We start from the raw sequence: 26,470 nt of genomic DNA on the forward strand, positions 1-26,470 counted from the left end.
TAGTCACCAACGACCATGACCGATAGCTAACCTCCACCGACCTAAATTCTTATGGTAGAAATGATGGCAAACGAGTTAGAGACTGGGCTTCCTAGCATTCGGCAAATTCAAACCTTAATTCGAGAAGAGCGAGAAATTGAACTGAAGCTGGTTACAGATGATCTGATTGTGGGAAAGTTGCGCTGGCAAGACCAGCACTGTATTTGCCTGATGGATCAGTACGACCAGCCGACGATTGTTTGGCGGCAAGCAATCGTTTATATGAAGCCAAAGTTTTAATTGTTGGGTTCGCGTAGGCTATCGAGCGGCAAATATTCCTGAAGAGTTTCTCCGACTTGCACCTTAACGGTGGGAATCTGGAGATTGGGCAAAGGCATTTGTGAACTAATCACCTGCTGCACCCTCATCAGACTAGTGACGGTGCCGCAGAGGAGGAGACGATCGCCCGCTTGCAGATCCGCAGAGCCATCAGGAAAGCGCAGAAATTTGCCTTCCCGCCGAATCGCCTGTACCTGCACCTCGTATTCGCGACTGAGGTTAAGGTCAGAGAGGGTCTTGCCAGCGATTGGGCTATTTGCGGACAGCATGACCCATTGGCAGGACAACGCCTTGGTTGGAACGGGCATTTCTCCTTTTGCCAGTTCGTCAAATGCCCCTAACTCATCTGATTCGCCTACAACTAAAAGGCGATCGCCCGGTTTCAGTGCTGTTTGAGAGTCAGGATAGTCTAACTCTTCCCCTTCAGCCCGACGAATTGCCATCAGACTCACACCAGTCAGACGACGCAAATCGGCTTCTTCTAGGGTCATTCCCGTCAAAGGAGAATCTTGAGGCAGGGTGTACCACTTGTTGCTCATATCCTGAGCCGCAACCCGCAGATCTCGTGCCACCTCTTTGGATGACCGTTCTGGACGAAAATCGAGGTAGTGACTGTCACGAATTTGCTCGACCTCTCGCTGAATAAACGGCAGCGGTAAGCCCATCGTCACCAACAGGTGAGTCGAAAGTTCTAAACTGGCTTCAAACTCCGGCTGTACGACCTCTCTAGCTCCCAGTTGGTACAGTAGCTCGATGTCTTTGTCTTGATAGGCGCGGACGACTACATCCAGATCCGGTGCTAATTCTAGCGATCGCTTCAGACACAAGCGAGTACTCATTGGGTCAGGGAGAGCGATCGCCATTCCCGATGCCTGATTTACCCCAGCCGTTTCCAGCACATGCAGACTTGCCGCATTGCCATAGACATAGGGAATTCCCGCTTCGCGGAGTTGCTGAATTGCCTGCTCTGACTGATCAACCACCGTTACCGGATAATCATGGTCTTGCAGCAGTCTTACAATATTGCGTCCAACCCGCCCATAGCCACAGACCACCACATGGTTTTGCAGCGGCAATTCTTCTGCCACTTCAAATGCCCGATCTGAACTTTCCATGTAGCGCTTGAGCCAGGGCACCATTTCCGCCCAAACAAATAGCTGCGGCACAAACCGCAGTACAAACGGCGTAACAACCAAAGTTACGGCTGTCGTGCCTAAAATTAGCAGGTAAACCCGTCGTGAAACTAACCCCAACATTTGTCCTTTGCTAGCTAACACAAAGGAAAACTCACCAATTTGAGCTAGTCCCAAACCTACAATGAGTGCAGTTTTCAACGGGTAGCGAAAGGCTTTAACCAGTGGCGTGATAATCAGAAATTTGCCCAGCAGCACCAGTGCCACCAGCCCCAAGATTAGCTCTAGATTATTCCAGAGAAAAACTGGGTCGATCAACATACCGATCGCCGCAAAAAATAGAGTCGCAAAAATATCGCGGATGGGTTCTACATAAGTCAAAGTCTGATCAGCGTACTCAACCTCCGAGATCATCAGTCCGGCGATGAACGCGCCCATCTCAATCGATAGCCCTAGTGATTCGGTGAGCAGAGCAATGCCCAGACAAAGCGCCACAACGCCTAGCAAAAACAATTCGCGGCTTTCAGTTCGTGCTAGAAATCGCAGTAATGGTGGAATTAGCCAAATTCCGGCAACAACAGCCGCCCCCGCCAATAGCGCAATTTTCAGTAGAGCCAAACCTACCGCTAGTCCGATCTCGTCGTAGGGCCGATCTAACGCAGGCAGCACCGCCAGCATTAAGCCCAGTGCCAAGTCTTGCACAATCAGAATACCCAACATCACGCGCCCGTGAGGAGTTTCGGTTTCGTTGCGCTCCATGAGGCACTTCAGCACGACTGCAGTTGATGAGAGCGACAAAATTGCTCCCAGGAAAACACCCTGTACAGGTGATGTCACCCAACCGATCGCCACCGATAGCAGTGCAGTGATTAGAATGGTCGATAGAATTTGCAGTCCACCACCGCCCAAACTAATTCCCTGAACTTTTTTAAGCTCTGTCAGAGAAAACTCCACACCTAGGGCAAACAGTAGGAATGCAGCGCCAAACTGGGCTAACGTTTCGACTTGAATCAGTTCCTTGACTAGACCCAGACCTGCTGGACCAACGACAACGCCACCAACCAAATACCCAAGCAGCACGGGTTGCTTCAACAGGGAGGCTAGTAAGCCACCCCCTGCTGCTGCCGCTAAAACAATGACCAAATCAACAATCAGCCTGAAGTCTTCTTGCACAGAATTTCCGCGAAGAGAAAATTAAAAAAACTAGGAGGAAGTTTAAGTCTCTTAATCTACAGAATACAGAGTTTTTCTATTTGCTGGGAGACTTGACAAGATAGGGGATCATTCTCTACCAGCGCCTACGATGAAGGACAAATGACAACAAGATTAAAGGTGTTGCCGTTTAACCGCTTGCATTCCCTGAAAGATTAGGGCTGGAGCAACGTCAATCTGGGCAGCAAGATCGGGGAACCGTTGTTGAAGGTGAGCAAAAAGTAGGGCACTGTCCCCGCCCGTGAGGGCGATCGCACTTTCAGGGAATTTCTCTAGCCAGCTTTCAGCAAAATCACGTATCCCTGCTAGAAGGGTGTACAAAATTCCGCTATAAATTGCGTCTGCTGTATGAGTTGCCCAACGGGTAGGAGCAGCAATTTGGCTATCAAGGAGGGGTAGGGCTGCGGTTTGGGTAAGCGATCGCAACTGTAATTGCAATCCAGGCAAAATTGCGCCGCCTACCAGTTGCCCTTCGTTTGCACCAGTAAAGGTTAGAGCGGTTCCGGCATCGATGACGAGCGCGGGCAAATTCCAAATTGTTATGGCTGCCCAGACTGCCAGAGCGCGATCGATTCCTAAGGTGGGATAGGTTCCTCGTAGAGGGATGTGGTCAAGGCAAATTTTCGAAGCTTTAGGGTAAGACTGCCACAAAGTTGTTTGATTAGGGACAACGGAAGCAATTAGTAGAAGCGGCTGTTGACCTAGAAGTGAAGCGAGTTGTGGCGGAACAGCATTTTGCAGATTTTCGGGCAAGTCATTGGAAGGGGAAAAATGCAGCGAGGGAGCGGTTAGGGTGGCGATCGCCTCAATCGACAAATGTGGCGTATCCCAAGTTTGCTTTAGCGCGTCGTCTTCAAACCAGGCCCAATGCAGCCGAGAATTTCCGATCGCCAAAGCTAACCAGGTACTTTCAGACAAACCAGTCACACCCATTCTTGACGTGTCCGCTCTGAGGGACAGAGATTATTCTAGGGCTGCGCTACGACTAATTCAGCATCTGCAATTTGAACATCCTTTGCTGAAGCGACCGGAAAATGCTCCATTGCAGAGTCTAAATGCTTGAGCAAAGTAGATTGAGGCAGTGCACCGTGCAGATGACTCCAGGGCAATACCTGCTCGGTTGACCAGTTTTCGTGAACATAAAAGTCTAAATCGGGGAGTTGCCCTTTTAGCTGCTTGAAAGCACGGCGGTAGCTGCCCAGCGAGTCGCCGTAGTGTCGGGCTAGTTCTAAAAGTTTTGAAAGACGGCGATCGCCCCTTGAAATAAGCGCTTGAATCACCGACCAGCTATAGCTTTCAGGGCGAAAATCAATCCCCTGTGGACGCAACTGCTTTTGCAGCAGTTTTAGCCGCTTTTCTGCTTGTGAATCCACCCCAAACCACTGAAACGGGGTGTGAGACTTGGGCACAAACGTACTACACCCAAAGGTCAACCGCAGTCCCGGAGCCGCCCGTTTTACCGCCCGCAACATTTCTACCGTCTGGTCAAGATCGTCCGGTTCCTCACCGGGAATGCCAGCCATGCCATAGAGCTTCAGCGCACTCAAGCCACCTGCCTTCGCATGGATTGCTGCTTGAGTAATTTCGTCATTGGTGAGCTTCTTGTTAATCAACTGACGCAGACGATCAGAGCCACTTTCAACCGCGATGGTAATGGAGCGAGTGTCATGTTTAACCAGCGTTTCGGCTAGCTTGGGCGTGACGGTGTTGGTGCGGACTGAAGCTAGGCTAAGCCGCACTGAATCATACTGAGGCTGATTGAGATGGTCTAACAGCGCTTCAAACTCGGGATGCTGCGTCACCGAGGCACCGAGTAGCCCCAGGCGATCGGTAACTTTCAAGCCTCGCTCAATCGCCGGAATCAGAGAACCCTCCAAACTGGCAGTGCGGAAGGGCAACGTCAGGTAGCTAGCCAGACAAAAACGGCACATTTCTGGGCAGCTACGCACGACCTCCACCATGTAGATATTTTCCCAGGCGGCTTTTTCCGTTACAACCGTCGAAGCAGAAAGGGTGTTGCCGCGATAAGTTTGCTTCTCGACCTGAGCCGGAATGTCTGACTCCATCGGCTGAATTGAAGCGATCGCCCCCTCTTCGCTGAGATAGCTCACCTCATACAAACTGGGCACATAAATGCCTGGAACCTTGGCCAAGTGCCGGAGTTGAGAGGGGCGATCACTTCCTCTTACTTGCTGATAAGCCGCGATAAAATCACCCAACAGATTTTCGCCATCGCCCAGCAAAATTAGGTCAAAAAAGTCGGCAAAAGGTTCTGGATTTGCCGTCAAAACGGGACCACCACCAAACACTAAAGGATGTTGAGATGAACGTTCTGTTGCCCGAATGGGAATATCCAAAGCTTCTAGTAAACTCAGGACATTACTGTAGTCGAGTTCCCAGGAGAGCGAAAATCCCAAGAGTTCTGGCTGAGCAGGCAGAGGCTCGTGCAGATCAGTAAATAGCCTGCTGACCTGCAAATCAGTTCGAGACGCAAGCGTTGCCCAAACGACCTGATAGCCCAGACTAGTAATGCCTACGCTGTACTCATTCGGAAAAGCAAAAATGGTAGGAATTGCGTCTGCGCTAGGAGTCGCAGGCGTAAACAAGAGGCGTTCGGCAGCAAAGCTGGAATTCACAGGCTGAAAGGCAGTTTGAGGGGCTTCTTCACTCTAAACAATAAACATGCTGCATGAGTGCTTTTGAGCAAGCCAAGACTAAATCAGTAAACAATTGGAACTACTCCACTGACTCTGCTGCTACCTCAAGCGTATCCTTGTCTCCGTAATTTCTAGGAAATTCTTATCTGAGCCAATGGGGAACAATACCACTGCAATTCCGGACATACACTGTGTACTTCCAGCAAGGTTTTATATTAAGAATGAATTGGACTGAGTGAAAATTCAGAGTTTCAGGGTTGACATCGCTTCGAGCTCATCCTCAGGAGTTAAGTGAATTTACGGTCTTTACGATAAGATTCGTCAGCATCGTGCTTTATTTAAGCACCGCCTACTTTTGCTGCAAGGCTAGTTGGTTACCGCCAATGCATGGTAAATCTCTCAATTCTTTGATTCAAGGAGAATTGAGCGGTTTTGCCACAAACTTTAAAGTAAAAGAGAGTAAGTGCGATCGCTGAGGCAAAGGCTTGAAGATTAAGCTAGTTTCTGCTGGCAGTTTTCCTGGACAATAGCTCTCATGGGCTAAAATCACTGTCACAGCAGACAACCGGCTGCACGGATCGCTGGAGTTTAAAGGGCAAGCATTCAACTTTATGGCTAAACTGTCTGGCCATCAGCAAAAAACCTTCGTTCCTTCTCAGGAAACTGTTGTACAGCCTGAGGACGCTGACGCTGAGGCAAATCGGGTGAAAGCTGGGACAGATCAATTATTTGAAAAGGGCGTTGAGCAACACCAGGCACGCGAATTTAAGGTGGCGCTGCAAACTTTTCAGCAGGCGTTGATAGACTACCGGCAGGCTCAAGATCTTCAAGGAGAAGGGAAATCGCTGAATAACTTGGGGCTGGTTTACTATGCGCTAGGCAACTACGCTGAGGCGATCGCCCACTCAGAGCTTAGCCTAGCGATCGCCCGCCAAATTGCAGACCGCCGCACGGAGCGTCAAGCATTAGGCAACCTGGGGAATGCTTACCGGCATCTCAACGACCATGTAAAGGCAATTGACTGCAAGCAGCAAAGTCTGAATGTCTCCCGAGAAATTCGAGATCAGCGGGGCGAAATGGCTGCGCTGAACAATTTGGGCATGGCTTACAAGGCAATTGGCGACCGTCAAACGGCGATCGCTTACTATGAGCAAAGCTTGACCCTGGCGCAAGTATTGCAGGATCGTCAAGTTGAAGCACAGGTGTTGCGAAACCTGGGAAACGCTTATCACTCCCTGGCAAACTACGCTAAGACAGTTGAATACTACGAACGGCTGCTGACGATTATTCGCCGTTCTGGAGATCTACAGGTCGAATCACAGATTCTAAAGAATCTAGCGAGTGTTTGCTTTACATTAGGCGACCATCGCAAAGCCATTACTTATCATCAGCAGCGGTTAGCGATTGCCCGTGCCCTGCAGGACCACCAAAATGAAGAACAGGCGCTAGAAAGCCTGGGCGTGATCTATGAAGCGATGGGCGATCCGGGTCGGGCAATTGAGTACTACGAGCAACGGCTCATACTTGCCAAAACGACCTGCGATCAAAAGCTAGAGAAGCAAGCGATCGCTACCCTTAAAACTGCTTACTGTGCGCTCGGTGACTATGTTAGAGCAAGCTTGTATTAAGCTATTAAGCTTTGTTTTCATTGCTTTGTTCACCTTCTTCTCTACATTCTGTCCTCTGATGGAAGACAGATCTTTAGAAGAACTGAGAGAGTAGTGTAGTAACTAAAGCACTCTAGAGCAATCTAGAACAAAATTATGGATATCATCCGACTAATTTTTGCAATTTTCTTACCTCCTCTGGGTGTGTTTTTACAGGTTGGTTTAACAGGGCAATTCTGGCTCAACATTCTCTTAACTTTACTGGGTTACATTCCAGGAGTTGTTCACGCAGTTTGGATCATTGCTAGAAGATAGGACTAACTTATCCTGTAACCCTCTGTAATTAAAAATGTCACTTGTAGAGATTGGTATATTGCTCTTAGTTGCAGCAATTTGTGGAGGAATTGGTCAATCTCTAGTTGGCTACACCGCCGGTGGCTGCTTGGCTTCCATTGTTGTTGGAATCATTGGCGCTTAGTTAGGTCTGTGGCTTGCCCGCGAACTGGGACTTCCTGTGCTGTTTGAGTTAAACGTTGGCGGACAGCCATTTTCTATTATCTGGTCTATTATCGGTTCAGCTATTTTTGCTGGCATTCTAGGATTATTTCGCAGAGCAACAGTGGGACGAAGTAGATATTAGCACCGCAAATCTACCCGTCAGCAAATGCTACCGCAGTTGAGAATAAGTAATTTGCGATCGCTGAAGTCTCTATCATCTCAACCTTACTTGTCCTCAACAACATAGCTGTTTTCGTTCAGGATGGATTAAGAGAAGGAAAAAGACCTGTTTTCTTTTCCCTTCTCTCCTCGCAAAAATTGAATTTGATGGTAACAAACTATGGAGCGAGATAGGTATAGCGGCTAAGGCTACGTTCGTAATTTTGTAGCAGCAGTTGTGACTCCTGAATCGTGATTTTCTTTTCTTGTAAAGCTTGCTCTGCCTGTTGGCGAATGCTTTCAATCAAGTCTTCGGAGTCGTACTGCACATAACCCAACACTTCGGTCATCGTGTCGCCTTTGACCACATGTTCGATTTGATAGCCTTTAGGTGAGAGGTGAATGTGAACGGTATTAGTGTCACCAAACAGGTTGTGCAGATTACCCATAATTTCCTGATATGCGCCGCCGAGAAACATGCCCAGGTAGTATGGCTCTCCGGGTTTAAGGGAATGAAGTTCCAGAACAGATTTTACGTCGCGCAGGTCGATGAACTGGTCGATTTTGCCGTCGCTGTCGCAGGTTAGGTCAGCCAGAGTTGCGCGTTCGGTAGGTTCTTCGTCAAGACGGTGAATTGGCATGATCGGAAATAGCTGATCGATCGCCCAACTATCTGGTGCAGACTGAAACACCGAGAGGTTGATGTAGTAGATCGAGGCCATGATTTTTTCTAGATCTTCCAAGTCGTCGGGCACATAGTCTTGCTGACGGGCGATCGCCAATATCTTCTGACAACAAGCCCAATACAACCGCTCTGCCCTTGCCCGCTCAGTCAAACTGAGGTAGCCAAACCCAAACAGACTAACTGCCTCTTCCTTAAACTGGGTTGCGTCGTGATACATCTCCTGATAGTTCTCAACCGTAATAGAACGGTAGGTTTCATACAGGTTGCGAATGATTAGATGCTCCCGCTCTTGCAGTGGTTCAGGTAGTTCTGACAGCACATCGCTGGTGCCCAGCACATCAAACACGAGAACCGATTGGTGAGAGGCGATCGCCCGTCCACTTTCACTAATCAACGTAGGAACGGGCAGGCTTCGCTCTGTACAGGCTTCTTTCACCTCTGCAACCACATCATTGGCGTAGTTTTGCATGTTGTAGTTTTTGGAAGCGTGAAAGTTCGTTTTGGAGCCGTCATAGTCCACCCCCAAACCGCCACCCACGTCAAGATATTGCATTGCTGCGCCCAGTTTCGCCAACTCTACATAGACTTGGCTAGCTTCACGCAGGGCATCCTTGACGACGCTAATGGAAGAAATCTGAGAACCAATGTGGAAGTGCAGAAGCTGTAGCGACCCTAGCATATCTGCGGCTCGAAGCTGGTCTACGGCGCTGATAATTTCAGGAATGGTTAAGCCAAACTTAGCGCGATCGCCTGCCGAGGTGCCCCAGCGCCCAATTCCCTTGGCGCTCAGCTTAGCCCGAACGCCCAAGATCGGCTGAATGCCTAACTTATGCTGCGCTTCGATCACCAGCTGCACTTCTTCGATCTGCTCCAGCACAATAATTGGCGTATGACCTAACCGCTGTGCCAGCATCGCCGTTTCAATGTATTCCCGGTCTTTATAGCCGTTGCAGATCAGCAGTGCGCCCGGTGTTTTGAGCGTTGCTAGAGCGATCATCAATTCAGGCTTTGATCCGGCTTCTAAGCCAAACTGATGGGGTCTGCCAAAGCGCACCAGGTCTTCGACTAAGTGGCGTTGCTGGTTACACTTGACGGGAAACACACCGCGATACACGCCAGGATAGTTGTATCGGGCGATCGCCTTACTAAAACAAGCATTCAGCCGCTCGATCCGGTCTTCAAGAATGTCAGAAAAGCGAATAAGCAGCGGTAAACCCAGATTTCGCAGCTTCAGCGCATTCACCAGTTCAAACAGGTCGAGGGAACCGCCGCGATCGCCCCTGGGGGAAACTGTAATATGTCCCGCTGCGTTGATCGAGAAATAGGGTTCACCCCAGCCCTGAATTCGATACAGTTCCTCACTGTCCTCAATGGTCCAGGTTTGAGGTCGAGTCGTCTCTAGCTGATTGGGTAAATCGAGCAACGACTTCTCTAACTCAACCTGGACTGCTTTTGGCTGAATCCCCATTTCGCATCCCCCGCAAATATTTGTTAAATAGCCAGTTTAGCGTATCGTTTCTATAAACGAGCTACATCCGTGAGCAGGCAAGGGTTTCAGTTAAATTACGTTTAAATCTTGGGTAAGAATACAAAGTTTGCACTTTACAAACGATCACATTTTTCTGAGCATAGAGAAGGTCTAAGACACAACATGTAGGAGCAGATCTGTGGAACGGACATTTTTGGCAATCAAACCGGATGGCGTTCAGCGTGGACTCATCGGTGAAATCATCCGCCGCTATGAAGCAAAAGGCTTTACGCTCGTAGGCTTAAAGCTGATGAACGTTAGCCGCGAACTGGCAGAAAAGCACTACGGTGTTCACAAGGAAAAGCCTTTCTTTCCCGGACTGGTTGAATTCATCACCTCTGGTCCCGTTGTCGCAATGGTGTGGGAAGGAGAAGGCGTAATTGCCTCAGCCCGTAAAATCATTGGTGCAACCAATCCGCTCAACGCAGAGCCAGGAACAATCCGGGGTGACTACGGCGTTAGCATCGGTCGCAACATCATTCACGGCTCTGATGCTCCGGAAACTGCCCAGAGCGAAATCGCGCTTTGGTTTACTTCAGAAGAACTGGCTAGCTGGCAACCCACAATCAATCCTTGGGTTTACGAATAAAAGTAGTACCAGTTCCAAGAATTTGGGTATGACTGGAAAGGCTCCCTACAACGCAGGGAGCCTTTCCATTTGTGCTTCTTTAGAGAACTGTACAAAAGTTCTATTCAGCAGAAACTTCCTGAGCTTCTTTTTCTGCTGCGATCGCCTCTACCGCCTCTACATTCATCTCAACCCCTAATCCAGCCTCTAAAAGTTCTTCAGACTGGCTTTCTTCAGGCTCAACTCGCTTGGAGAAGCCCCAAGCAAACAGTAGCGCAATCATAGTTACCATCAACCATTCGGGAGGCACAAGCTCGGGGTTAATTACTCTGGCTAATAACCGCAGCCCAACCAGGGCAACGGTTGTATATCCCGCATCTTCCAGGTGAACAAACTCGTCTAGCCAGCGAATAAACAGCCCTGCCATAAACCGCAGCGCGATTACGCCAACCGCCCCACCCGTTAGCACTAGCCAAGTTTCTCGGGAAATGGAGATTGCTGTCGTAACACTATCCAACGAAAACGCCAGGTCGGTAATAGCAATCATCGGAATGGCTTGCCAGAGCGAGGCAAAACGCGGACCGTGATGTTCCTTACCATCTTTATCGTCGTCTGAGCTGAAATACTGAAACACTAGCCACAGCAGATATGCAGCTCCCAGCAGCTCAAATTGCCAAAATTGAATCACCCAAGTTGCCGTCAGAATCAGAACAACTCTCAGTCCAAAGGCGATTACCAGACCAAAATTGAGGGCACGCCGCTGCATTTTCTCGCCTTCGAGTCCTTGAGCGATCGCAGCTAGAGCAATCGCATTATCAGCCGAAAGCACTGCTTCCAGCGCAATCAAAACGGGCAACAGCAGCAGGGTATCAACCCCAAAGTAGGGAGATAAATCTACCAGTTTGTCTAGCATTAATCAGTGATTTCTTAGTTCAAAAACCAACAAAATAGATGCTAAAAGCATCCATTTGAGGATAGCGATCCTCTCATTCAGCTTAACCTCATAATTCATATAATTTTCAAACCGGATAATTTGAAGGCAGTTTTGAGAAACCAGAGTTCTTAGCCATCCCTTAAAATAGAGAGATACCCTGTAGCGCAAGCCTGCAATACTGGAGAGTCTGTACCGCTATTATCATTGCCTTCCTGTAATGCACCACCTGATCGTTCAACTGCAAAGCCGCTATCCCACCAGTAGCCTCATCGCTGAACTGCTTACCGTCCATGACGGGAATTATGTGGTGCGAGCGCTAATTCAGCTTGGAGGAACAACCTTAGCGAGCGGCATGGCAGCAGCATCCAACATTGAAGCTGCTGAAGATCGGGCTAAGGTGAGAGCATTAGAAGCTTTGGGAATAGTGCCTACTCCAACAAATTTGCTTAACTCGCCGCTGCCTGTTGCTTCAGACAAGCCCCTTCAATCTTTAGCCTCGACAGATCTGACAGCTTCTACGGCACGGCTGTCGCAAGTCGGTTCAGGAGCGATCGCCCCTTCCCCACCTCTAGCACTTGCCACCCCCGCTTCATCTCCCCCAGCTTCCAAAACTGCTGCATTCCCCAATGCGACTGTCAGTCTAGAATCGGATACTGAATTTAGTACTGAATTCAACATCGATAATACAGAATTCTACCTGTCTAATCCTGACGAAGATGATTCAAACGATTACCCTTTGTCCGACCCCGGAATGCAGGAAGAATCTCTACAGACAAGCAGTTCCGCCTCTATTCCAAGCTCCAAATCTTCTCGTGCCAAAAAGAATGGTAAGACAAGCGCTGAACTTAAGCCCGTAGAACCTCTCGCTCCACTGCTCGATCAGCCATTCGACAACTCTGATGTGATTGCTCAAACTGACGTGGAGTTGAGACGCTTGGGTTGGGGCAGAGAGCAGGGACGTAAGCACCTTGAGCAAACGTATGGAAAGCGATCGCGCCAACAACTGACCGACGCAGAACTGCTCGACTTTCTCCACTACCTTGAGTCGCAGTCGTAGATCTTAAAAGCAAAAGCGCGGCAATGCCGCGCTTTTGCTTTTAAGCATGAATCAGCAAACCTAAGCATTCACGGGCTCAGGACGGCTACCGATCGCTCGCTTGTCAATGACCTGGTCAATTAAGCCATAGTCCATTGCCTCAGCCGCCGACATAAAGAAGTCGCGCTCGGTGTCCTGCTCAATCCGCTCTAGTGGCTGTCCGGTATGATCAGCCAGCCACTGGTTAAGCCTGCTCTTGTGATATAAGATCTCCCTTGCTTGAATTTCAATATCAGCCGCCTGTCCCTGAGCACCACCCAATGGTTGGTGAATCATAATGCGGGAATGGGGCAGGCTCATCCGCTTACCTTTTGCTCCAGCGCTAAGCAAGAAAGCACCCATGCTAGCGGCTAACCCTACACAGATTGTGCAAACGTCTGGACGAATGTGGTTCATCGTGTCAAAAATGCCCAAGCCCGCCATAACTGAGCCGCCCGGAGAGTTGATGTAGAGGTAAATGTCTTTCTCTGGGTCTTCCGCTTCGAGAAATAGCATCTGAGCCACAATCAGGTTTGCCAGGTCAGAATCAACCTGCTGTCCCAAAAAAACGATCCGCTCTCGCAACAGCCGAGAATAGATGTCAAAGGCGCGTTCGCCCCGACCAGATTGTTCAATAACGGTAGGAATCATGTAGCTCTCTTTTCCACAGAATCTTTTCTCATTGTAGTGATTCACCGTCGTTCAGTAGCTTGGGGTGCGGTAGTGATTCCTCGAATTCCACGACCAATCGCCCCTTCTTAAAACGTACTGTTAGCCTGATAACTCTCTTAGCTGCTTTGAGAATGCCTCTGAGCCGAGTCATCGGCATCAACCGACTCTTTGAGCAGGTTAACTAAAATCTCCTTTAGCTTCATGCGATGGATATAGGGCCAGCCTCCCTCAGCTTCCATGTCTTTTAGCAATGCATACAGCGCTTGACGATTGTCCGGCAAGGATTCTTGAAATAATCCATCGCGAATTTCGCGGTGCAGCGCTTCTAAAAGACGCAAGAGTGCTAGAAGCGATCGCCCATCTCCCTGGCAGCGATCTGCTTCTCGTAGAACAAAAGCGGCGATCGCCTCCAGCTCAGTTGTTTCTGCAGTTTGTTCCTTCTCCGTTCCTACAGACTTAATACTGCTTAGAACTGCCGTACCTGGAGAAGGTTCTTCTTCCTCAGTCATACCCTTTACTTCCCTAGACTCAGCCAACACCATACCCCAAATGCCCCACAAGATAGTACGGAGAAACGCAACTTCAAAGCAGATTTGGTTAGAACTTAACTTGAAACCGCTGAGTTCCACTGTTAATCCTGCAACTGTTCAAGAATATTGGATCTCTGCAAACTTGTATCGATTGAGCTAGCAGATGATGAACTGTAAACAGAATGAATGGGCGATCGCAAATTCTCAACATTGCTTCTTACGAATCATGAACTAAATGAAGCTTGATTAGTGGTTTTGGCAGAAATACATCCCTCTCAAAACAGCGATCAGGCTAATTTACAGATGATCCTTAGACTAGCTTAAGAAAAGGTGACAAGGTCTTGTAGAATTCAGTATGAGACTTAATCCGAGCGATTCCAGGCTGCTTCTAAGCATTTATTCCATCTGGTCAAGAGTTCGTTGAGTCTCTATTGGCGACAGCACCTTTTCCACACGCATAAGCAAACCTGGCGAAAGATTTCCCTCTTTGAGATGGCTTCAACTCACGCCTTCCCTGCTTGAATCGCCAAAACCTGCTCTCTCTTTAAGATGATACTGGCGGGATTTTTACATTTATATCGAGGTTGACCATGAGGTATCGCGCTTTAATCGTTGCATTCCTGGCAGTTTGCCTGGGATTTTTGACAGCTTGTAGCGAAGGCCCATCCGCTGCAAGCGGCCCGCTCACTTACGATCAGATCCGAGGCACTGGTCTTGCTAACTCCTGCCCTCAACTCGGAGAAACCAGCCGAGGATCTATTCCTATCACCCCTGATCAAACTTTTTCCTTGACAGGTCTTTGCTTGGAGCCAACCAGCTTTTTTGTGAAGGAAGAGCCTATCAACAAGCGGCAATCGGCAGCATTCATCGCAGGCAAACCCCTGACCCGCTATACCTCCACGATCGATCAGGTTAGCGGTGAGCTAAAAGTTCAATCTGATGGCAGCTTGAAGTTCGTCGAAGATGATGGATTTGACTTCCAGGCTATTACCGTTCAGCTACCGGGTGGAGAACAAATTCCTTTCCTCTTTAGCATCAAAGGTTTGGTAGCGCAAAGCCAGTCTGGACTGCAAAGCATCAACACGTCTACAGACTTTGAAGGCACATTTAAAGTTCCTTCATACCGCACCTCTAACTTCTTAGATCCTAAAGGTCGGGGTCTTGCTACTGGCTATGACACCGCAGTCGCTTTGCCCAGCCGAGGCGACAGCGAAGAACTGCTGCGTGAAAACATCAAGAGCTTTGACATGGGACAGGGCAGCATTTCTTTACAAGTTGCCAAAGTTGACAACGTGTCAGGTGAAGTTGCAGGTACCTTTGAGAGCGTTCAACCCTCCGACACCGACATGGGAACAGCAGCTCCTGTAGACGTAAAGATTCGAGGACTGTTCTACGCTCGGATTGAGCCTGCTCAAGCTTAAACTCAGCAGAGTCATCGAGTTCATCGGCTTCAGCATTGTTATCTGTTCGAAATTACGGATACTTAAAGGGGGAAGTTTCCCCCTTTTTTGTTCTCATCCAGGAACTCCCTGGTTTAAGCCAAGTTCAGTTAAGCCAGGTTCAGTAATAATGCCGTTGTTTCAAACCTTGCCGACCGAATAGGTTTGATCTATCCCTAAAAGCGACCAAATCCTAAATAACGTGAGTTCGGGTTAAGCTAAACGCTGCAAGGTTTGGTATAAAAGGCTTTAGGCAAAGGGTATTGCTGTAGGCTCTTCTCAATAAGGTTGTTTATTGAGAAAAATTGCATCTGTGGACCTTGCTGACAATAGCTTGATTCACTGCAACGAAATGAGGTACGAAAAATCAGGGGTTCTGACGATTTCTTATCCCGAACTCACGTTAAATACTTCAGGAGCCTCAACCCTCCGCTTTCATTTAGGTTTTATTGATTTTTAAGTCTATTGCGGGTACCGTAGCAGTTTAGAGCCAGCCTCGAGTACCTTGATTAAATTGTTGATGTATTAGCCCTGTCAAGGACTTGCCTTATGTGACATCAGTCCTTAAGCTGTTTTGACATCGGGGAACCTATACAGACTTCTGTGAAGTAACGTGCTCTACCTACCTGAATCTCGTCATGTCTACCATCGTCATAAACGAATTGAAAAGTGAGAGTTTGCATCTGTTGCGGGAATATCAGAAGTCTCCTTCTGCGGACATCCGTAATCAGTTAGTACAACTTAATTTTGGATTGGTCAGGAAGGAAGCTCACCATTGGATTAACCAATGTACGGAAAGCTACGAAGATTTACTGCAGGTGGGCAGTCTGGGGCTGATTCGAGCAATTGAACGGTTCGATATGTCCAAAGGTCATGCCTTTAGCTCTTTCGCGATTCCTTATATTCGCGGCGAAATCCAGCACTACCTGCGGGATAAGGGTTCACCGATTCGGATTCCTAGACGCTGGCAAGCTCTGCAGCATCAAGCAACCTGCGTAAACAGGGAGTTGCAGGCAAAGCTGCACCGGCAGCCAACCGATAGTGAAGTGGCGCTCGCCCTCCAAATTCCCCTATCAGAATGGCAAGAAATCAGACTAGCCTGCCGCAATCGAGCTCCGCTTAGCTTGGATGCTCCCATGCGAGACGAGGACGAAGGTTCCACCTGTCTAGGTGAAATCATTCCTGACCCGCGATATAAAAGCTTCCAGCTTGCTCAAGAAGACCAAATTCGATTACAACAAGCTCTAATTCAGCTAGAAAAGCGCACTCGCGAAGTTCTGGAATTTGTGTTCCTGCATGACTTGACTCAAAAAGAAACAGCTGAACGGCTGGGTATCAGCGCTGTCACTGTTTCCCGCCGAGTTAAGAAGGGTCTGAAGCTATTAAAGAACTCAATGCTAGGTCTGCCTTCTGAAGTAGATGAGGCTGAATAAACGTTAACCGGCAAGTTCTTTACGCTTTAGGCACAAGTTCTGATCAGATCAATAGAGAGCCAAGGTTTGGGTAGGTGCAATGCGTCTACCCTAATTTTTGTTTGGGAGGATGTCTGAAAAGCTTCAACTTGTCCGGGAGATTTAATACGTGCTTGCCCAGTGTCTCGCCCATACGCAAGGCATGAGCTACTCCTCATACCAAATTGGCGGTAGCGGTGGGGGCGAATCATGCGGTTACAACCCTTGCAACTGAAGCACAGTTCTTTTGCCGAATGCTTCGCCTATTCAACCAATAGTGCTTCTTTACGAAACGGATTCTGCATCAGACATCCTCTAAAGTGTCCTGCCAGGAGTAGCCCTCTTTTAGAGAAACGGTATTAAACGATTTAATAATCATCTAGGCTAAAGTCCTGGGCATGGCGTGAGCTAAGAGCCTCAGAGCCAAAGGGAAGAGTGTAAATGAGCAATTTGGTAATTAGAGTTGTTTCCCATGCAGCGGAGAAATTCCTGATTCAGGCTATTCGCTACCAGGTGTTTCAGGTTGAGCAGGGAGTTGATACAGTGCTCGAATTTGACGGACAGGATGAAGCCGCCATTCACCTGCTAGCACATTTAAATGATGAGCCAGTTGGAACGGCTAGAATCCGTTTGCTTAGCGACCAACTTGCCAAGATTGAGCGAGTTGCAGTGCTATCAAACTGTCGTGGACAGGGTGTTGGGAAGCGACTGATGGAAGAAGCAATTGTCTTTTTAAATACAAAAAACATCCCTGAAATTAAAGTTAACGCTCAGCTTTATGTCAAAGACTTCTATCAGAAGCTTGGCTTTGAGCAGCGGGGTGAAGTGTTTGAAGAGGCAGGTATCCTTCATATAGAAATGAGGTTGCGATCGCTGTAAAGTCCGGCAATCCAAAAATAGTGTTTTGCATCACTTTTCCTCTTAAACCTAAGACTTAAAGTATCAGCTCAAGCCTTAATTATTCAAGAGGGGAAGCGAGTTTGGATGAGGAAAGGCTTGATCCCCAAGCCCAACTGACCTATTTTCCCTCGTTTTTAAGCTATTCCTAGAGAGTTAGCTAAACTCAGAACCGAATTACATCTCTAAACATTCGTTAACTTACTGAGCAGAGGTATATCCGCTTTGGACAAGGGATGGTTATTAGCTCAAACCTGCTCTATAAACTTTTGTGTTGACTTGTTCCGTTCTGGAAAAGAGTGAATAGGCTAGTAGAAACAAGCCCCTCAACCACATAAATGTTTCTCAAGTTAGATTCCTTGTTTTGTAGTTAAGACGACAATTTGATTAGGGTCTTTCATTTAGCTTGAACCTATTTGCTGCTCATCTTACTATCAGCAACTCCGCTTTTTTTAAGAATCGTGTTCCCAGACCGAATGATTAAGAAGTTTATCCTCACTTTGAACTCCCTTTAAAATATTATGAACACCTGCCCTTGCTGCTCTGAACAGTTGCTTCGTCACGCTCGCCACAATAGCATTTATTGGTTTTGCTCTCATTGCTGGCAAGAAATGCCTAATTTTTCGTCGACGATCGCTACAAATCAGCAACAGGTTAAAAAGTTAGAACGTTTAGTCGATGCACTCGATTTGGTCTGTCAGTAGTTTGTTAAGTAACAAAACCACTAGCAAATTTTGCGGAATTTGCTGGTAATTCAAATGCTGATAGTTGAAGGATTCTATCCTCTCCAGCGCTAAAAGCTATTTTTTAGGCTGTACAACTTTCACTTTTTTCAAAAAACATCCTTACAAAGAGGGTTTATTTATGACAATCTGTTATAAATAAACCCTCTTTTTTAGATTTAGACTTGTTTAAATAGACATATTTCTAGATGAGTTGTGCTATATATTACCCCATGCTTCAGTAAATCACTATTTGTTAGCTAAGTTGGGAGCTATTGAGGGATGAACTTACCTCTCGTCTTTGATATTGCTATCGGTTTAATTTTTATTTACTTAATCCTAAGCTTGTTAACTTCCGAAATTCAGGAACTTATTGCAACTCTATTGCAGTGGCGGGCTGAACATCTTAAAAAAGCAATTGATATTTTGTTAACTGGAGAGGTTGAAACCGGTTCAATCCAGCAAAGATTTGTTGATGACTTGTATAGCAGTCCTCCGCTTAAAGCGCTTAACCAGGAAGCTAAAGGGCGAATCGCTAGATCTTTTCGCAAGCTCAGCCATGCAACTGGTGACTTTTATCGGTCAGTTACGGGCGTACAAAACGTGTTTGGTAGTCAGCGAAGTGGTCCTTCTTACATTCCTTCCCAAGCCTTTGCTACAGCGCTTTTGCAAAAGCTTGATCTAGAGTTATTGAGTCAGAAAGTCAGTGAGTTGACGGTTCAAAAATTCAATAAAGATAAGCTGGAATTGGTGAAGCAGGTTTTGCAAGACCTCAGAAGTAGTCTTGGCGATGATTCTTTATTGGTTAGCGAACTTCAAGCTTTGGAAAGCGAACTTGCTGATATTTTTGAAAATTTTGCTAGAGGCAGAGTTGCTTTTACTACTGCAATTGACCAAATCGCTGAACAGATTAAGCAATTTGTTGATAATACAGAATTAAGTCTTTCAGATAATCACCACTGCCAGGAGATTATTCGTAGGCGTTTGCCCTATCTACGGCAGGCGATCGCACTTAAGCGGATGGAGCCTACCGTTTCTGAGGTTTTAGCGATTGTTTTAGATAAATCCAATCAGCAAAATCTGTCGCCTCAAATTGCTAGAATTATTGCCCGAATTCATGAGAAAAATCCGGAAATTCCAGAGCAATTACAGCGAAACTTGATTGCGCTAGCTCGACAGGCTCAGCTTAAAGCTGACGGCTTGCAGGCAGGAGTGCAGCAGTTAGAGCGGGAAGTTGGGACTTGGTTTGACTACTCGATGGAGAGATCGTCGGGAGTTTATAAGCGCAATTCAAAAGGAATTGCGATCGCCATCGGTTTCCTCGTTGCTACTATCAGTAATGCTGACACTTTTCACATTGTGAATCGGTTGTCTAAAGATTCAATTTTGCGATCGACCATCTCCAATGCAGCCGATCAACTGGTTGCTCAGCCGCTTCAAACTCCAGCCAGTTCGCCATTCGTATCAGAATCGGAACCTCCAATTTCTGAACCCAATGATGAATCTCAAGAATTTGAACCTGAAATAGAAGAAACATTGCCATCCGATTCTGCGAGCGAATTTCAGAATTCTGAACCGGAAACATTTGAGCCGCTGCCGCCCGATTTTTCTCTACCGGCTGAACCAGAAGCAGGTCAAGCTGCTAATGCTAATTCGGCTGAAGCTGTTCGCTTACGCAACATCAGAGATGCAGTGGATGGGGCGCTACAAGGATTATCTTTGCCGATTGGTTGGAATCAAGAAAATCTATACGCTCAGAATTTAGAAGGACAGTATTCGCTCATTCCATTCTTCCGAGTGCCATATCTTAGACGCATTCTTGGCTGGTTGGTCTCTGGAATTGCACTGTCAATGGGCGCGTCTTTTTGGTATGACCTGTTGAGTAAGGTCATGCGAGTGCGAAATTCGGGCAGGCGCAATGATGCTAACCCTACCAGCAGCGATGCTCCTGTTGAGGATTGAGTGGATGTAGACGTAAAGGCTAAAAGATAAAAACAAGCTGAATTTGCCAGTTTTGTTCTTGGCGGGAAATCTGAATTTGGCGAATGAATTCTCGAAAATAGAACCGTCGTTCTGCTTCTGATAGGTCTAGCCAGAACTGGGGAATGGAGACGGCTTGAGCGATCGCCCGCAAGTTAACAGGGGGAAATTGAGCTAGCTGAGCTTGCAGAGCTGAGATTTCTGTACGGATTTTGTAGGCTCTCAAATCAGCCGTTTCTACGTCTAAAACACCGCTTGTTACCAAGGGTTGTAACTGTTCCAGGACAGCCTGCTTTGCAGCAATTTGAGCTGAAACGCCTTGCTTGATTCGCTCCAAGTCTGGCATTTCTGCTCCGCTAACTGCACGAGGTAAATCTTCGCAAATTCGCTGAATCGTTTGCTCTAACACTTGTTGGTAGGGTAAAGCGCGACATTTAGGACGCTTTGGGCAGGCAATCGGTCGCAGATAGAGATATTCCTGCGATTTACGTACCGCTGTGACCCGAGTGACCGTCATCGCGGAGTTGCAAGCTGCACAAAACACCAGCCCTGCCAGCGATCGCGGCGCACTAGCAGAACGGGGAGACAAACGACGATTACGACGCAGCAGGCGATTGACCTGAGCTGCCTCTTCTCGCGACACGATCGCCGCATGGGTATCTGAGACGACCTCTCCGTTCTGATAGAGCAAATCACCACGATAGACCGAACTAGTAAGCCAACGTTTTCCTGTAGAAACCGAGATTTTTTTGCCGTATTTTTTTTCTAAATGTCGAACACTTCCTCTAAGCGAACCATAGAGCAAGAAGTTATCAAAAAACTCTTTGACAATGGGTGCAGTGCTGCGATCAACGATATAGCGATCCTTGCCGCGACGATAGCCGTAAGGTACTTTGCCCGGAGGTGGCAGAGCCTTGATCCGATTTCGAGCGTGACCTTTGCGAATGTAGCGACTGCGCTGGCTATCCTGAATTGAGCGCAGCAGTTTCAGCAAATCTGAACGGGTAAGCGGCTGATTGTCTGCGCCAACTTTTTCCTCCGTTGCAATTAGGTGAACACCTAAAGTTTCAAGTTCTGTCAGGCAATCGCCTACTGCCTGCACAGAGTCTCCTAATTCTTCTAACCGACGCACTAATAAATAGGTTTCTGAGGAATCGTTTGACTCTGACTGACAATCTTGAAGTAACTGTTGAAGCTGCTGGCGATCGCCCAGGTCTTGATAAATCCGATCGACTTCCCATCCCCAAATGGTCGCATCTGGTGCAGATTCTAATAAAGGATCGGTATAAGAGTAAGCGATTGTTTTCATAGTGATTAGCCCAATCCTTAATTCAGGATAGGTGATTAGCCAACCGGAACCGTGGGTGAAATGAAAGGAATCACTCGCATTCTGGAGAATGGCGTTGTCTCCAAATACATTCTGGGTGATTCAATGGCTCCCTGGTTTGGTGGATCGGCTGCCCTCAGCAGCAAGTTCATAGAACAGTTTCCAGAAGCAACTCAAACCTATGCTGAGGCATATCGTCGGGCAATTCAAGACATTCGAGATAACCCTGACGAAGCCCGTCAGTACTTGGTGGGATATACCGCAATTGAAGGAGATCTGGTGGAGAAAGTACCACTTGTGGGCTACACCCTGTATGACGAATTCACTCCAGAAGATGTGGCATATTTCCAAAAATTCTTTGATTTTATGACCGAAAAAACAGTCTTTTCGCGTGCGGTTGATGTGTCTGCGTTGTTGTACAAACCTATTTGATTCAGCATTTGAAGGGATTTAGACTTAGGAGACGTTTATGACGTTAGATTCCATAACTGAGCAGCGCATTGCTCCCCATGAACACTTTGTCTCAGTGCAGGGATTGTGTAAATCGTTCGGCGATTCCATCCTGTACGATGATTTCAACCTGGACTTAACGAATAACCAGTTGGTATCTGTGTTTGGACCCAACGGTTGCGGCAAATCAACGCTGATTAACATGATCAGCGGACTGATTCCCTTTAATGGAGGCGAAATCCGCATTCATGGTAAACCGATTCGGCGGGCACGGATTGGTTATGTGTTTCAAAACTATCGAGATGCAATGCTGCCCTGGCTAAGTGCTTACGAGAATATTGCTTATCCCTTACGGGTAAAAGGGGTGTCAGACAAAGAGTGCCGCGATCGCGTCGAGCGATTAATTAGCACTTTCAACATCCAACTCGATCTAAAGCGCTATCCCTACAGCTTTTCAGGTGGACAGCAACAGCTTATTTCAATCATGCGAGCATTAGTTGCTGATCCAGAAGTGTTGTTTCTAGATGAACCTTTTTCAGCACTGGATTTTGAAACCACACTGTTTGTGCGCGATAAGCTCCAGGAAATTTTCATGACCACCAAAATTCCTATGTTTATGGTGGTACACAACCTGGAAGAAGCAGTGTTTTTGGCAGACACCATCCTGCTGTTAAGTAAGCGTCCAACCCGTCTGGTAGAGATGGTATCGTTTACCGCTCCCCGTCCTCGCACCTTTGAAACCCTTTCTTCTGCCGAATTTATCGAAGTCAGTCGTTACTGTTTAGAAATTTTTCGTCAGGAGATGCGGAAATGATTACAGCTCACGCCTCCAAGCGTCGTGTTCAATCCGTTTCGCGATTTCGCCACATCGATCAACTACTTCCCTTAGTGGGAGTGCTGGCACTCTTTATCATCTGGTGGCTGATTTCTGTTTCTGGATGGGTTAATCCGGTACTTTTACCAACACCCTGGACAACGATCGCCACCTTATTCCAGGCAATGTTTACAGGCAACATGGCGATCGACTTTGGCGCAACCGTACTGAGAACCTTTAGCGCTTTTCTCCTGGCTGCGCTAGTCGGCGTCCCGCTAGGAGTGGCATTAGGGAGTTCTGAAAAACTCTATCGCAGCGTCGAGTTTTTGATTGACTTTTTTCGCTCCATGCCTGCTAGCGCACTGATTCCCATGTTCATTTTGTTTTTTGGAGTGAGTGATTTCTCTAAAGTCGTGATTGCGGCGTTCGGCGCCCTGTTGCTGATTGTGTTTAACAGCGCCTATGGAGTCATTAATGCCAAGCAGTCCCGCATTTTAGCCGCCAAGGTAATGGGTGCAAACCGCTGGCGAGTGTTTACAGATGTCCTGCTGATGGAAAGTTTGCCTCAGACCTTTATTGGTTTACGCAGTGGCATTAGCATTTCTCTGGTGATCGTCATTGTTGCAGAGATGTTTATTGGAACGGAACAAGGGTTAGGCAAGCGGATTATTGATGCTCAGCAAGTTCTGAACGTGCAGGACATGTACGCTTCCATTTTGGTGACTGGATTGTTGGGGTACTTTCTAAACGTGCTGTTCTTACTGGTCGAAAAACGAGTCATTCACTGGAGTGGCAAGTAGTCCATTACCTGATGAGTTGACCAATTGCGGCTGGCTGCTCAATAAACTCAACTTAAACATATAGCGCATGGAAATTGCGGTAGAGATTGCAACTGCGCCAGGCATTACATCATTTGTCTACCGCTTAAAAAGTCCCTCAAGGAGAACAGTTCCATGCAGTTTTCTCACTATTTCAGCCTGTTTCAATCGATTCTTGCTCAAGGTTTCCAGATCGATTCAACGGCAGCCAGCGAAGAAGCTTTGGGGGATCGCCTCACCTATCGAGGTGTTTCCTACCGTCGCCCTGCGGCATCGACAAAAGATATATCATTTGCAGCCAACGGAACCTATCGTGGTAGCACCTGGATCTCTCAGTCCCAATCTTGGGTTCCAAACGCAATGGTGGTTTTGCGTGACAAGTCCAAGGTGCAACCCTTCCCAATAAGCAGAATTTATCTCGTTTCTTGCACAGACCAAGCTTACGTGAAATCACGCAATCGGGTGAGTCTTACTCTGAAATAAGAAAAATTCTTCTTAACTTAAGCAGTCCAATTTCATCCGAGTTTCTATCCCTTTGCTCGAAACCTTTTGGAAAATCAGGGCGTTGACGATTTTTCTGCTGCATCTGCTTAAGTTCTTGCTTAAAAGCCTAAACCCCGATTGTTTGGTATGGGTTTCAAAGGCACACTGAATTCAGTTTCAAGGATAGCTGAGCCGCAACACCGCCAATTCTAAACCTTGAACTAACCTCCAGCTAGCTCTTTTAGTTAGTCAGCCCTCTGAGGGTTTCCCTCCATCTCTCAATCAAGGAGTTCAAATCGTGCAGCTAGAATATCGTCACCAACCTACTTCGGAAAACATTTTTATCCCCGATCGCATCGGCACTTCAGACCTTCACTCAAAACTCATTTCAACTCACTATATCTCATCAAGAAAACCTAATTTAACCGCCCAGTGGATCGTTGAAGACGGAAAACTGGTCTGTAAGTGGATCGTGAATCAGCCCTGATACTGCTGAAATATCTCGTAGAGCAAGTAGGTGACTTAACTAAACGTCAAAAAAGTGCGGGTTGGGTATTACTCCAATGGCAATTTCACAGTTACAGTTGTTCCCTGTCCTTCCTCACTCTCGATCGCCCATTCTCCCCGGTGCAATTCAACACAGGTTTTCACTACTGCTAAACCTAATCCTGTACCAGCAACATCACCTACGTTGCTGCCACGAGAGAAGGCTTCTTGAATTTGGGCTTGCTCTACAACTGGAATACCAATACCGCGATCGCAAATTTCTATGATTGCGGTTTGGTAATCACAACGCAAAATCATCTGCACGGACAGATTGTTAGGGGAATACTTAGCGGCATTAAAAAGCAAGTTAGTGAGTAGCGATCGCACCATTTTTTTATCCCAGAACGCCTTCGTGTTTTGACAATGGCTAGTCAAGCTAACGCGTTGATGGATATTATCTTCTAGTTCCTCAAGAACTTGCTGACAAAAAGGTTCTACTTCTAATAGCTCTGGGTTAAACTCCAGTTTGCCGACTTCTGCCCGCGTTAACGTCAACAAATCCGTAATCTGTTGACTCATTCGTTTTGCAGTGAGATAAATACGCTGAATGTTGTTTTGTTTTTGAGCTTCGGACAATTCGTCGCGGTTCAGTTGTAACGACTCTGCCGACAGCAGAATGGTGCTGAGCGGCGTGCGAAGTTCATGCGATGCCATTGAAAAAAACCGCAGTTTCAGGTTGTTTAACATCTTTTCCTGAGTCAACTCACGATTTAAGTTACTCAAAAAAAGCACTAGGCTGGCAGTCAGCACCAGCCCCACAAAAAGGGTGGTAGGTGCGCCATAGTTCAGATTAAACGGATAATTACCAGATGGTGAAAAGATGACTTGCCATTGGCGTTGTCCGACCGTGAGGGTACGGCTACAGTGAGTGGCTGTGGAGCATAGAGAGTGGGATGGGCGATCGCGCTCATTGGTCATCACCTGCTGAACAACGGCATCATATCGTCCCAAAAACCGCTGGTCGGCACTGACATTCTGGTCATATAAAACAAAGTCAATTTCGTATCCCAAATCCTGGAGTGATTCTTCAACCACATTTGAGACTCGAAAAACACCGAGCAAAAATCCTTCAAACTGCTCACGTCGGCTGGATACATCAGGAACCGTAGCCGTTTGATATAACGGCAAAAAGACCAGAAAACCAAACTGATCGCGTTGTTCTTGCACCAAACGGATACGTCCCGTTGCGGTAATCTTTCCCTGAGCTCTGGCAAACTCTATAGCGACAGCACGAGCCGGATTAGAGTTCAAATCAAACCCAAATGCGGCTTCATTATTGGCGAACGGAACAACGTAAGTAACGGGAATGTAATAGGGGCGATCGCCTGCTCTAACGAGCCGATTGTCACTCGTCAACTCAGTAATTTGAAAGTTTGGATAGCCTTCTGCCTGGATCGTTCGTTCAAAAGCTAAACGATCTGCCTGCTGCACCAAGGGTGCCCACTCCAGCGCCTGAATGCCAGGATATGTGTTGAGCGATCGCGCCACATAGTTAGAAAACTCTTGCCGCTCAACTTGCCCTTGAGTGACGACGTAGTAATCTCCCAAAAACGCCAGCACATCGGTATAGCGATTCAGGCTCCGCTGCAAGGCTGTTGCTAAACTCTCGATCTGTCTTTGAAACCGAGTTTGCTGGTTAGAAACTTCCCATCGACCCACAAATAAAGCCGCGAGGATAGATAACCCTACCCCTACTCCTAGCGCCAGTCTTAAAACAACGGGGTGACTGACAGAAAGCTTAGCCATACAAATATCTGAGCACTAATTGAGCCTCAAACAGATCTAAAGCGATCCTGAAGCGTTCCATCGTTCAAAAGGCTACAGAAAGGTGAAGCAATCGTGCCGTTCTAGATAACGTGAGTTCGGGATAAGGAGGGGCGAAATAGATAGAGTTGAAAGTACCTAATTTTTAACTCATCTAACCGCCCCATGCTTAGTCTAGAATCCCTGTTCTGTCATGTCGATGA

At 47.3% G+C, this 26,470-nt stretch carries 25 protein-coding genes; 16 read left to right on the forward strand and 9 right to left on the reverse strand.

Annotated elements, in window-relative coordinates; genetic code table 11:
• Positions 1-63 precede the first annotated feature (63 nt).
• Complete coding sequence (locus tag H6F88_RS08240) at positions 64-279, forward strand: RNA-binding protein hfq (RefSeq protein ID WP_190642292.1); 216 nt, start codon at positions 64-66, stop codon at positions 277-279.
• Here the strand turns inward: H6F88_RS08240 and H6F88_RS08245 are convergent.
• From H6F88_RS08245 to H6F88_RS08255, 3 genes are all read right to left on the reverse strand, one after another.
• Positions 276-2,624, reverse strand: a complete 2,349-nt coding sequence (locus H6F88_RS08245; protein ID WP_190642252.1) for a cation:proton antiporter — start codon at positions 2,622-2,624, stop codon at positions 276-278. The two genes, H6F88_RS08240 and H6F88_RS08245, sit on opposite strands and share 4 nt — an antisense overlap.
• Positions 2,625-2,777: 153 nt before the next feature.
• Positions 2,778-3,596 (reverse strand): pantothenate kinase, encoded by an 819-nt coding sequence (locus H6F88_RS08250; protein WP_190642253.1) that lies wholly within the window; start codon positions 3,594-3,596, stop codon positions 2,778-2,780.
• A 35-nt stretch (positions 3,597-3,631) separates the two neighbouring features.
• Entirely contained in the window at positions 3,632-5,299 is a 1,668-nt protein-coding gene (locus H6F88_RS08255; RefSeq protein ID WP_190642254.1) for a radical SAM protein, read from the reverse strand.
• Positions 5,300-5,931: 632 nt separating this feature from the next.
• On the opposite strand from H6F88_RS08255, the gene H6F88_RS08260 reads away from it, so the two are divergent.
• The 3 genes from H6F88_RS08260 to H6F88_RS33905 all read left to right on the forward strand — a co-directional run bounded on the left by H6F88_RS08260 (position 5,932) and on the right by H6F88_RS33905 (position 7,405).
• A complete protein-coding gene (locus H6F88_RS08260; RefSeq protein WP_190642255.1) occupies positions 5,932-6,948 on the forward strand; it encodes a tetratricopeptide repeat protein in 1,017 nt (338 codons plus the stop codon).
• A 135-nt stretch (positions 6,949-7,083) separates the two neighbouring features.
• Entirely contained in the window at positions 7,084-7,242 is a 159-nt protein-coding gene (locus tag H6F88_RS08265; RefSeq protein WP_190642256.1) for a YqaE/Pmp3 family membrane protein, read from the forward strand.
• Between the two features lie 34 nt (positions 7,243-7,276).
• Positions 7,277-7,405 carry a hypothetical protein gene (locus H6F88_RS33905; RefSeq protein ID WP_277882151.1) on the forward strand — a complete coding sequence of 43 codons (129 nt, stop codon included), beginning with the start codon at positions 7,277-7,279 and terminating at the stop codon, positions 7,403-7,405.
• Between the two features lie 358 nt (positions 7,406-7,763).
• Here H6F88_RS33905 and speA read toward each other — a convergent pair whose 3' ends face one another.
• Positions 7,764-9,737, reverse strand: coding sequence for a biosynthetic arginine decarboxylase (speA, locus tag H6F88_RS08275; protein ID WP_190642257.1), 1,974 nt, complete (start codon positions 9,735-9,737; stop codon positions 7,764-7,766).
• Positions 9,738-9,936: 199 nt separating this feature from the next.
• Between speA and ndk the strand changes: the two genes are divergently transcribed.
• Positions 9,937-10,386, forward strand: coding sequence for a nucleoside-diphosphate kinase (ndk, locus tag H6F88_RS08280; protein ID WP_190642258.1), 450 nt, complete (start codon positions 9,937-9,939; stop codon positions 10,384-10,386).
• A gap of 100 nt (positions 10,387-10,486) precedes the next feature.
• Here ndk and H6F88_RS08285 read toward each other — a convergent pair whose 3' ends face one another.
• Complete coding sequence (locus tag H6F88_RS08285) at positions 10,487-11,278, reverse strand: DUF475 domain-containing protein (RefSeq protein ID WP_190642259.1); 792 nt, start codon at positions 11,276-11,278, stop codon at positions 10,487-10,489.
• Between the two features lie 238 nt (positions 11,279-11,516).
• On the opposite strand from H6F88_RS08285, the gene H6F88_RS08290 reads away from it, so the two are divergent.
• Entirely contained in the window at positions 11,517-12,356 is an 840-nt protein-coding gene (locus H6F88_RS08290; protein ID WP_190642260.1) for a hypothetical protein, read from the forward strand.
• 60 nt (positions 12,357-12,416) lie between these two features.
• Here the strand turns inward: H6F88_RS08290 and clpP are convergent, their stop codons facing one another.
• Together clpP and H6F88_RS08300 are read right to left on the reverse strand one after the other, a co-directional pair.
• Positions 12,417-13,025 carry an ATP-dependent Clp endopeptidase proteolytic subunit ClpP gene (gene clpP / locus H6F88_RS08295; protein WP_190642261.1) on the reverse strand — a complete coding sequence of 203 codons (609 nt, stop codon included), beginning with the start codon at positions 13,023-13,025 and terminating at the stop codon, positions 12,417-12,419.
• A 137-nt stretch (positions 13,026-13,162) separates the two neighbouring features.
• The gene (locus tag H6F88_RS08300; RefSeq protein WP_242043502.1) at positions 13,163-13,555 is read right to left on the reverse strand and encodes a hypothetical protein; all 393 of its coding nucleotides are present in this window, start codon (positions 13,553-13,555) and stop codon (positions 13,163-13,165) included.
• 611 nt (positions 13,556-14,166) lie between these two features.
• Between H6F88_RS08300 and H6F88_RS08305 the strand changes: the two genes are divergently transcribed.
• The 5 genes from H6F88_RS08305 to H6F88_RS08325 all read left to right on the forward strand — a co-directional run bounded on the left by H6F88_RS08305 (position 14,167) and on the right by H6F88_RS08325 (position 20,047).
• On the forward strand, positions 14,167-14,997 hold the full coding sequence (locus H6F88_RS08305) for a photosystem II manganese-stabilizing polypeptide (protein ID WP_190642262.1): 831 nt from the start codon (positions 14,167-14,169) through the stop codon (positions 14,995-14,997).
• Positions 14,998-15,653: 656 nt separating this feature from the next.
• Positions 15,654-16,448, forward strand: coding sequence for an RNA polymerase sigma factor SigF (locus H6F88_RS08310; protein ID WP_190642263.1), 795 nt, complete (start codon positions 15,654-15,656; stop codon positions 16,446-16,448).
• Between the two features lie 459 nt (positions 16,449-16,907).
• On the forward strand, positions 16,908-17,345 hold the full coding sequence (locus tag H6F88_RS08315) for a GNAT family N-acetyltransferase (RefSeq protein WP_190642264.1): 438 nt from the start codon (positions 16,908-16,910) through the stop codon (positions 17,343-17,345).
• A 539-nt stretch (positions 17,346-17,884) separates the two neighbouring features.
• Complete coding sequence (locus H6F88_RS34345; protein ID WP_190642265.1) at positions 17,885-18,067, forward strand: hypothetical protein; 183 nt, start codon at positions 17,885-17,887, stop codon at positions 18,065-18,067.
• A gap of 300 nt (positions 18,068-18,367) precedes the next feature.
• Positions 18,368-20,047, forward strand: coding sequence for a hypothetical protein (locus H6F88_RS08325; RefSeq protein ID WP_190642295.1), 1,680 nt, complete (start codon positions 18,368-18,370; stop codon positions 20,045-20,047).
• Between the two features lie 19 nt (positions 20,048-20,066).
• Here the strand turns inward: H6F88_RS08325 and H6F88_RS08330 are convergent, their stop codons facing one another.
• A complete protein-coding gene (locus H6F88_RS08330; RefSeq protein ID WP_190642266.1) occupies positions 20,067-21,374 on the reverse strand; it encodes a recombinase family protein in 1,308 nt (435 codons plus the stop codon).
• A gap of 60 nt (positions 21,375-21,434) precedes the next feature.
• On the opposite strand from H6F88_RS08330, the gene H6F88_RS08335 reads away from it, so the two are divergent.
• From H6F88_RS08335 to H6F88_RS08355, 5 genes are all read left to right on the forward strand, one after another.
• Positions 21,435-21,824, forward strand: coding sequence for a hypothetical protein (locus H6F88_RS08335; RefSeq protein ID WP_199333501.1), 390 nt, complete (start codon positions 21,435-21,437; stop codon positions 21,822-21,824).
• 37 nt (positions 21,825-21,861) lie between these two features.
• Positions 21,862-22,656 (forward strand): ABC transporter ATP-binding protein, encoded by a 795-nt coding sequence (locus tag H6F88_RS08340; RefSeq protein WP_190642267.1) that lies wholly within the window; start codon positions 21,862-21,864, stop codon positions 22,654-22,656.
• A complete protein-coding gene (locus H6F88_RS08345) occupies positions 22,653-23,456 on the forward strand; it encodes an ABC transporter permease (RefSeq protein WP_190642268.1) in 804 nt (267 codons plus the stop codon). The genes H6F88_RS08340 and H6F88_RS08345 overlap by 4 nt, the downstream gene beginning before the upstream one ends.
• Before the next feature lie 153 nt (positions 23,457-23,609).
• Positions 23,610-23,957, forward strand: coding sequence for a DUF4278 domain-containing protein (locus tag H6F88_RS08350; protein ID WP_190642269.1), 348 nt, complete (start codon positions 23,610-23,612; stop codon positions 23,955-23,957).
• 298 nt (positions 23,958-24,255) lie between these two features.
• The gene (locus H6F88_RS08355; protein WP_190642270.1) at positions 24,256-24,444 is read left to right on the forward strand and encodes a hypothetical protein; all 189 of its coding nucleotides are present in this window, start codon (positions 24,256-24,258) and stop codon (positions 24,442-24,444) included.
• Between the two features lie 68 nt (positions 24,445-24,512).
• On the opposite strand, the gene H6F88_RS08360 is transcribed toward H6F88_RS08355, so the two are convergent.
• The gene (locus H6F88_RS08360; RefSeq protein WP_190642271.1) at positions 24,513-26,249 is read right to left on the reverse strand and encodes a CHASE domain-containing protein; all 1,737 of its coding nucleotides are present in this window, start codon (positions 26,247-26,249) and stop codon (positions 24,513-24,515) included.
• Positions 26,250-26,470: the final 221 nt, after the last annotated feature.

Source organism: Oculatella sp. FACHB-28 (assembly GCF_014696015.1).
Taxonomy (GTDB): Bacteria; Cyanobacteriota; Cyanobacteriia; order Elainellales; family Elainellaceae; genus JAAUTN01.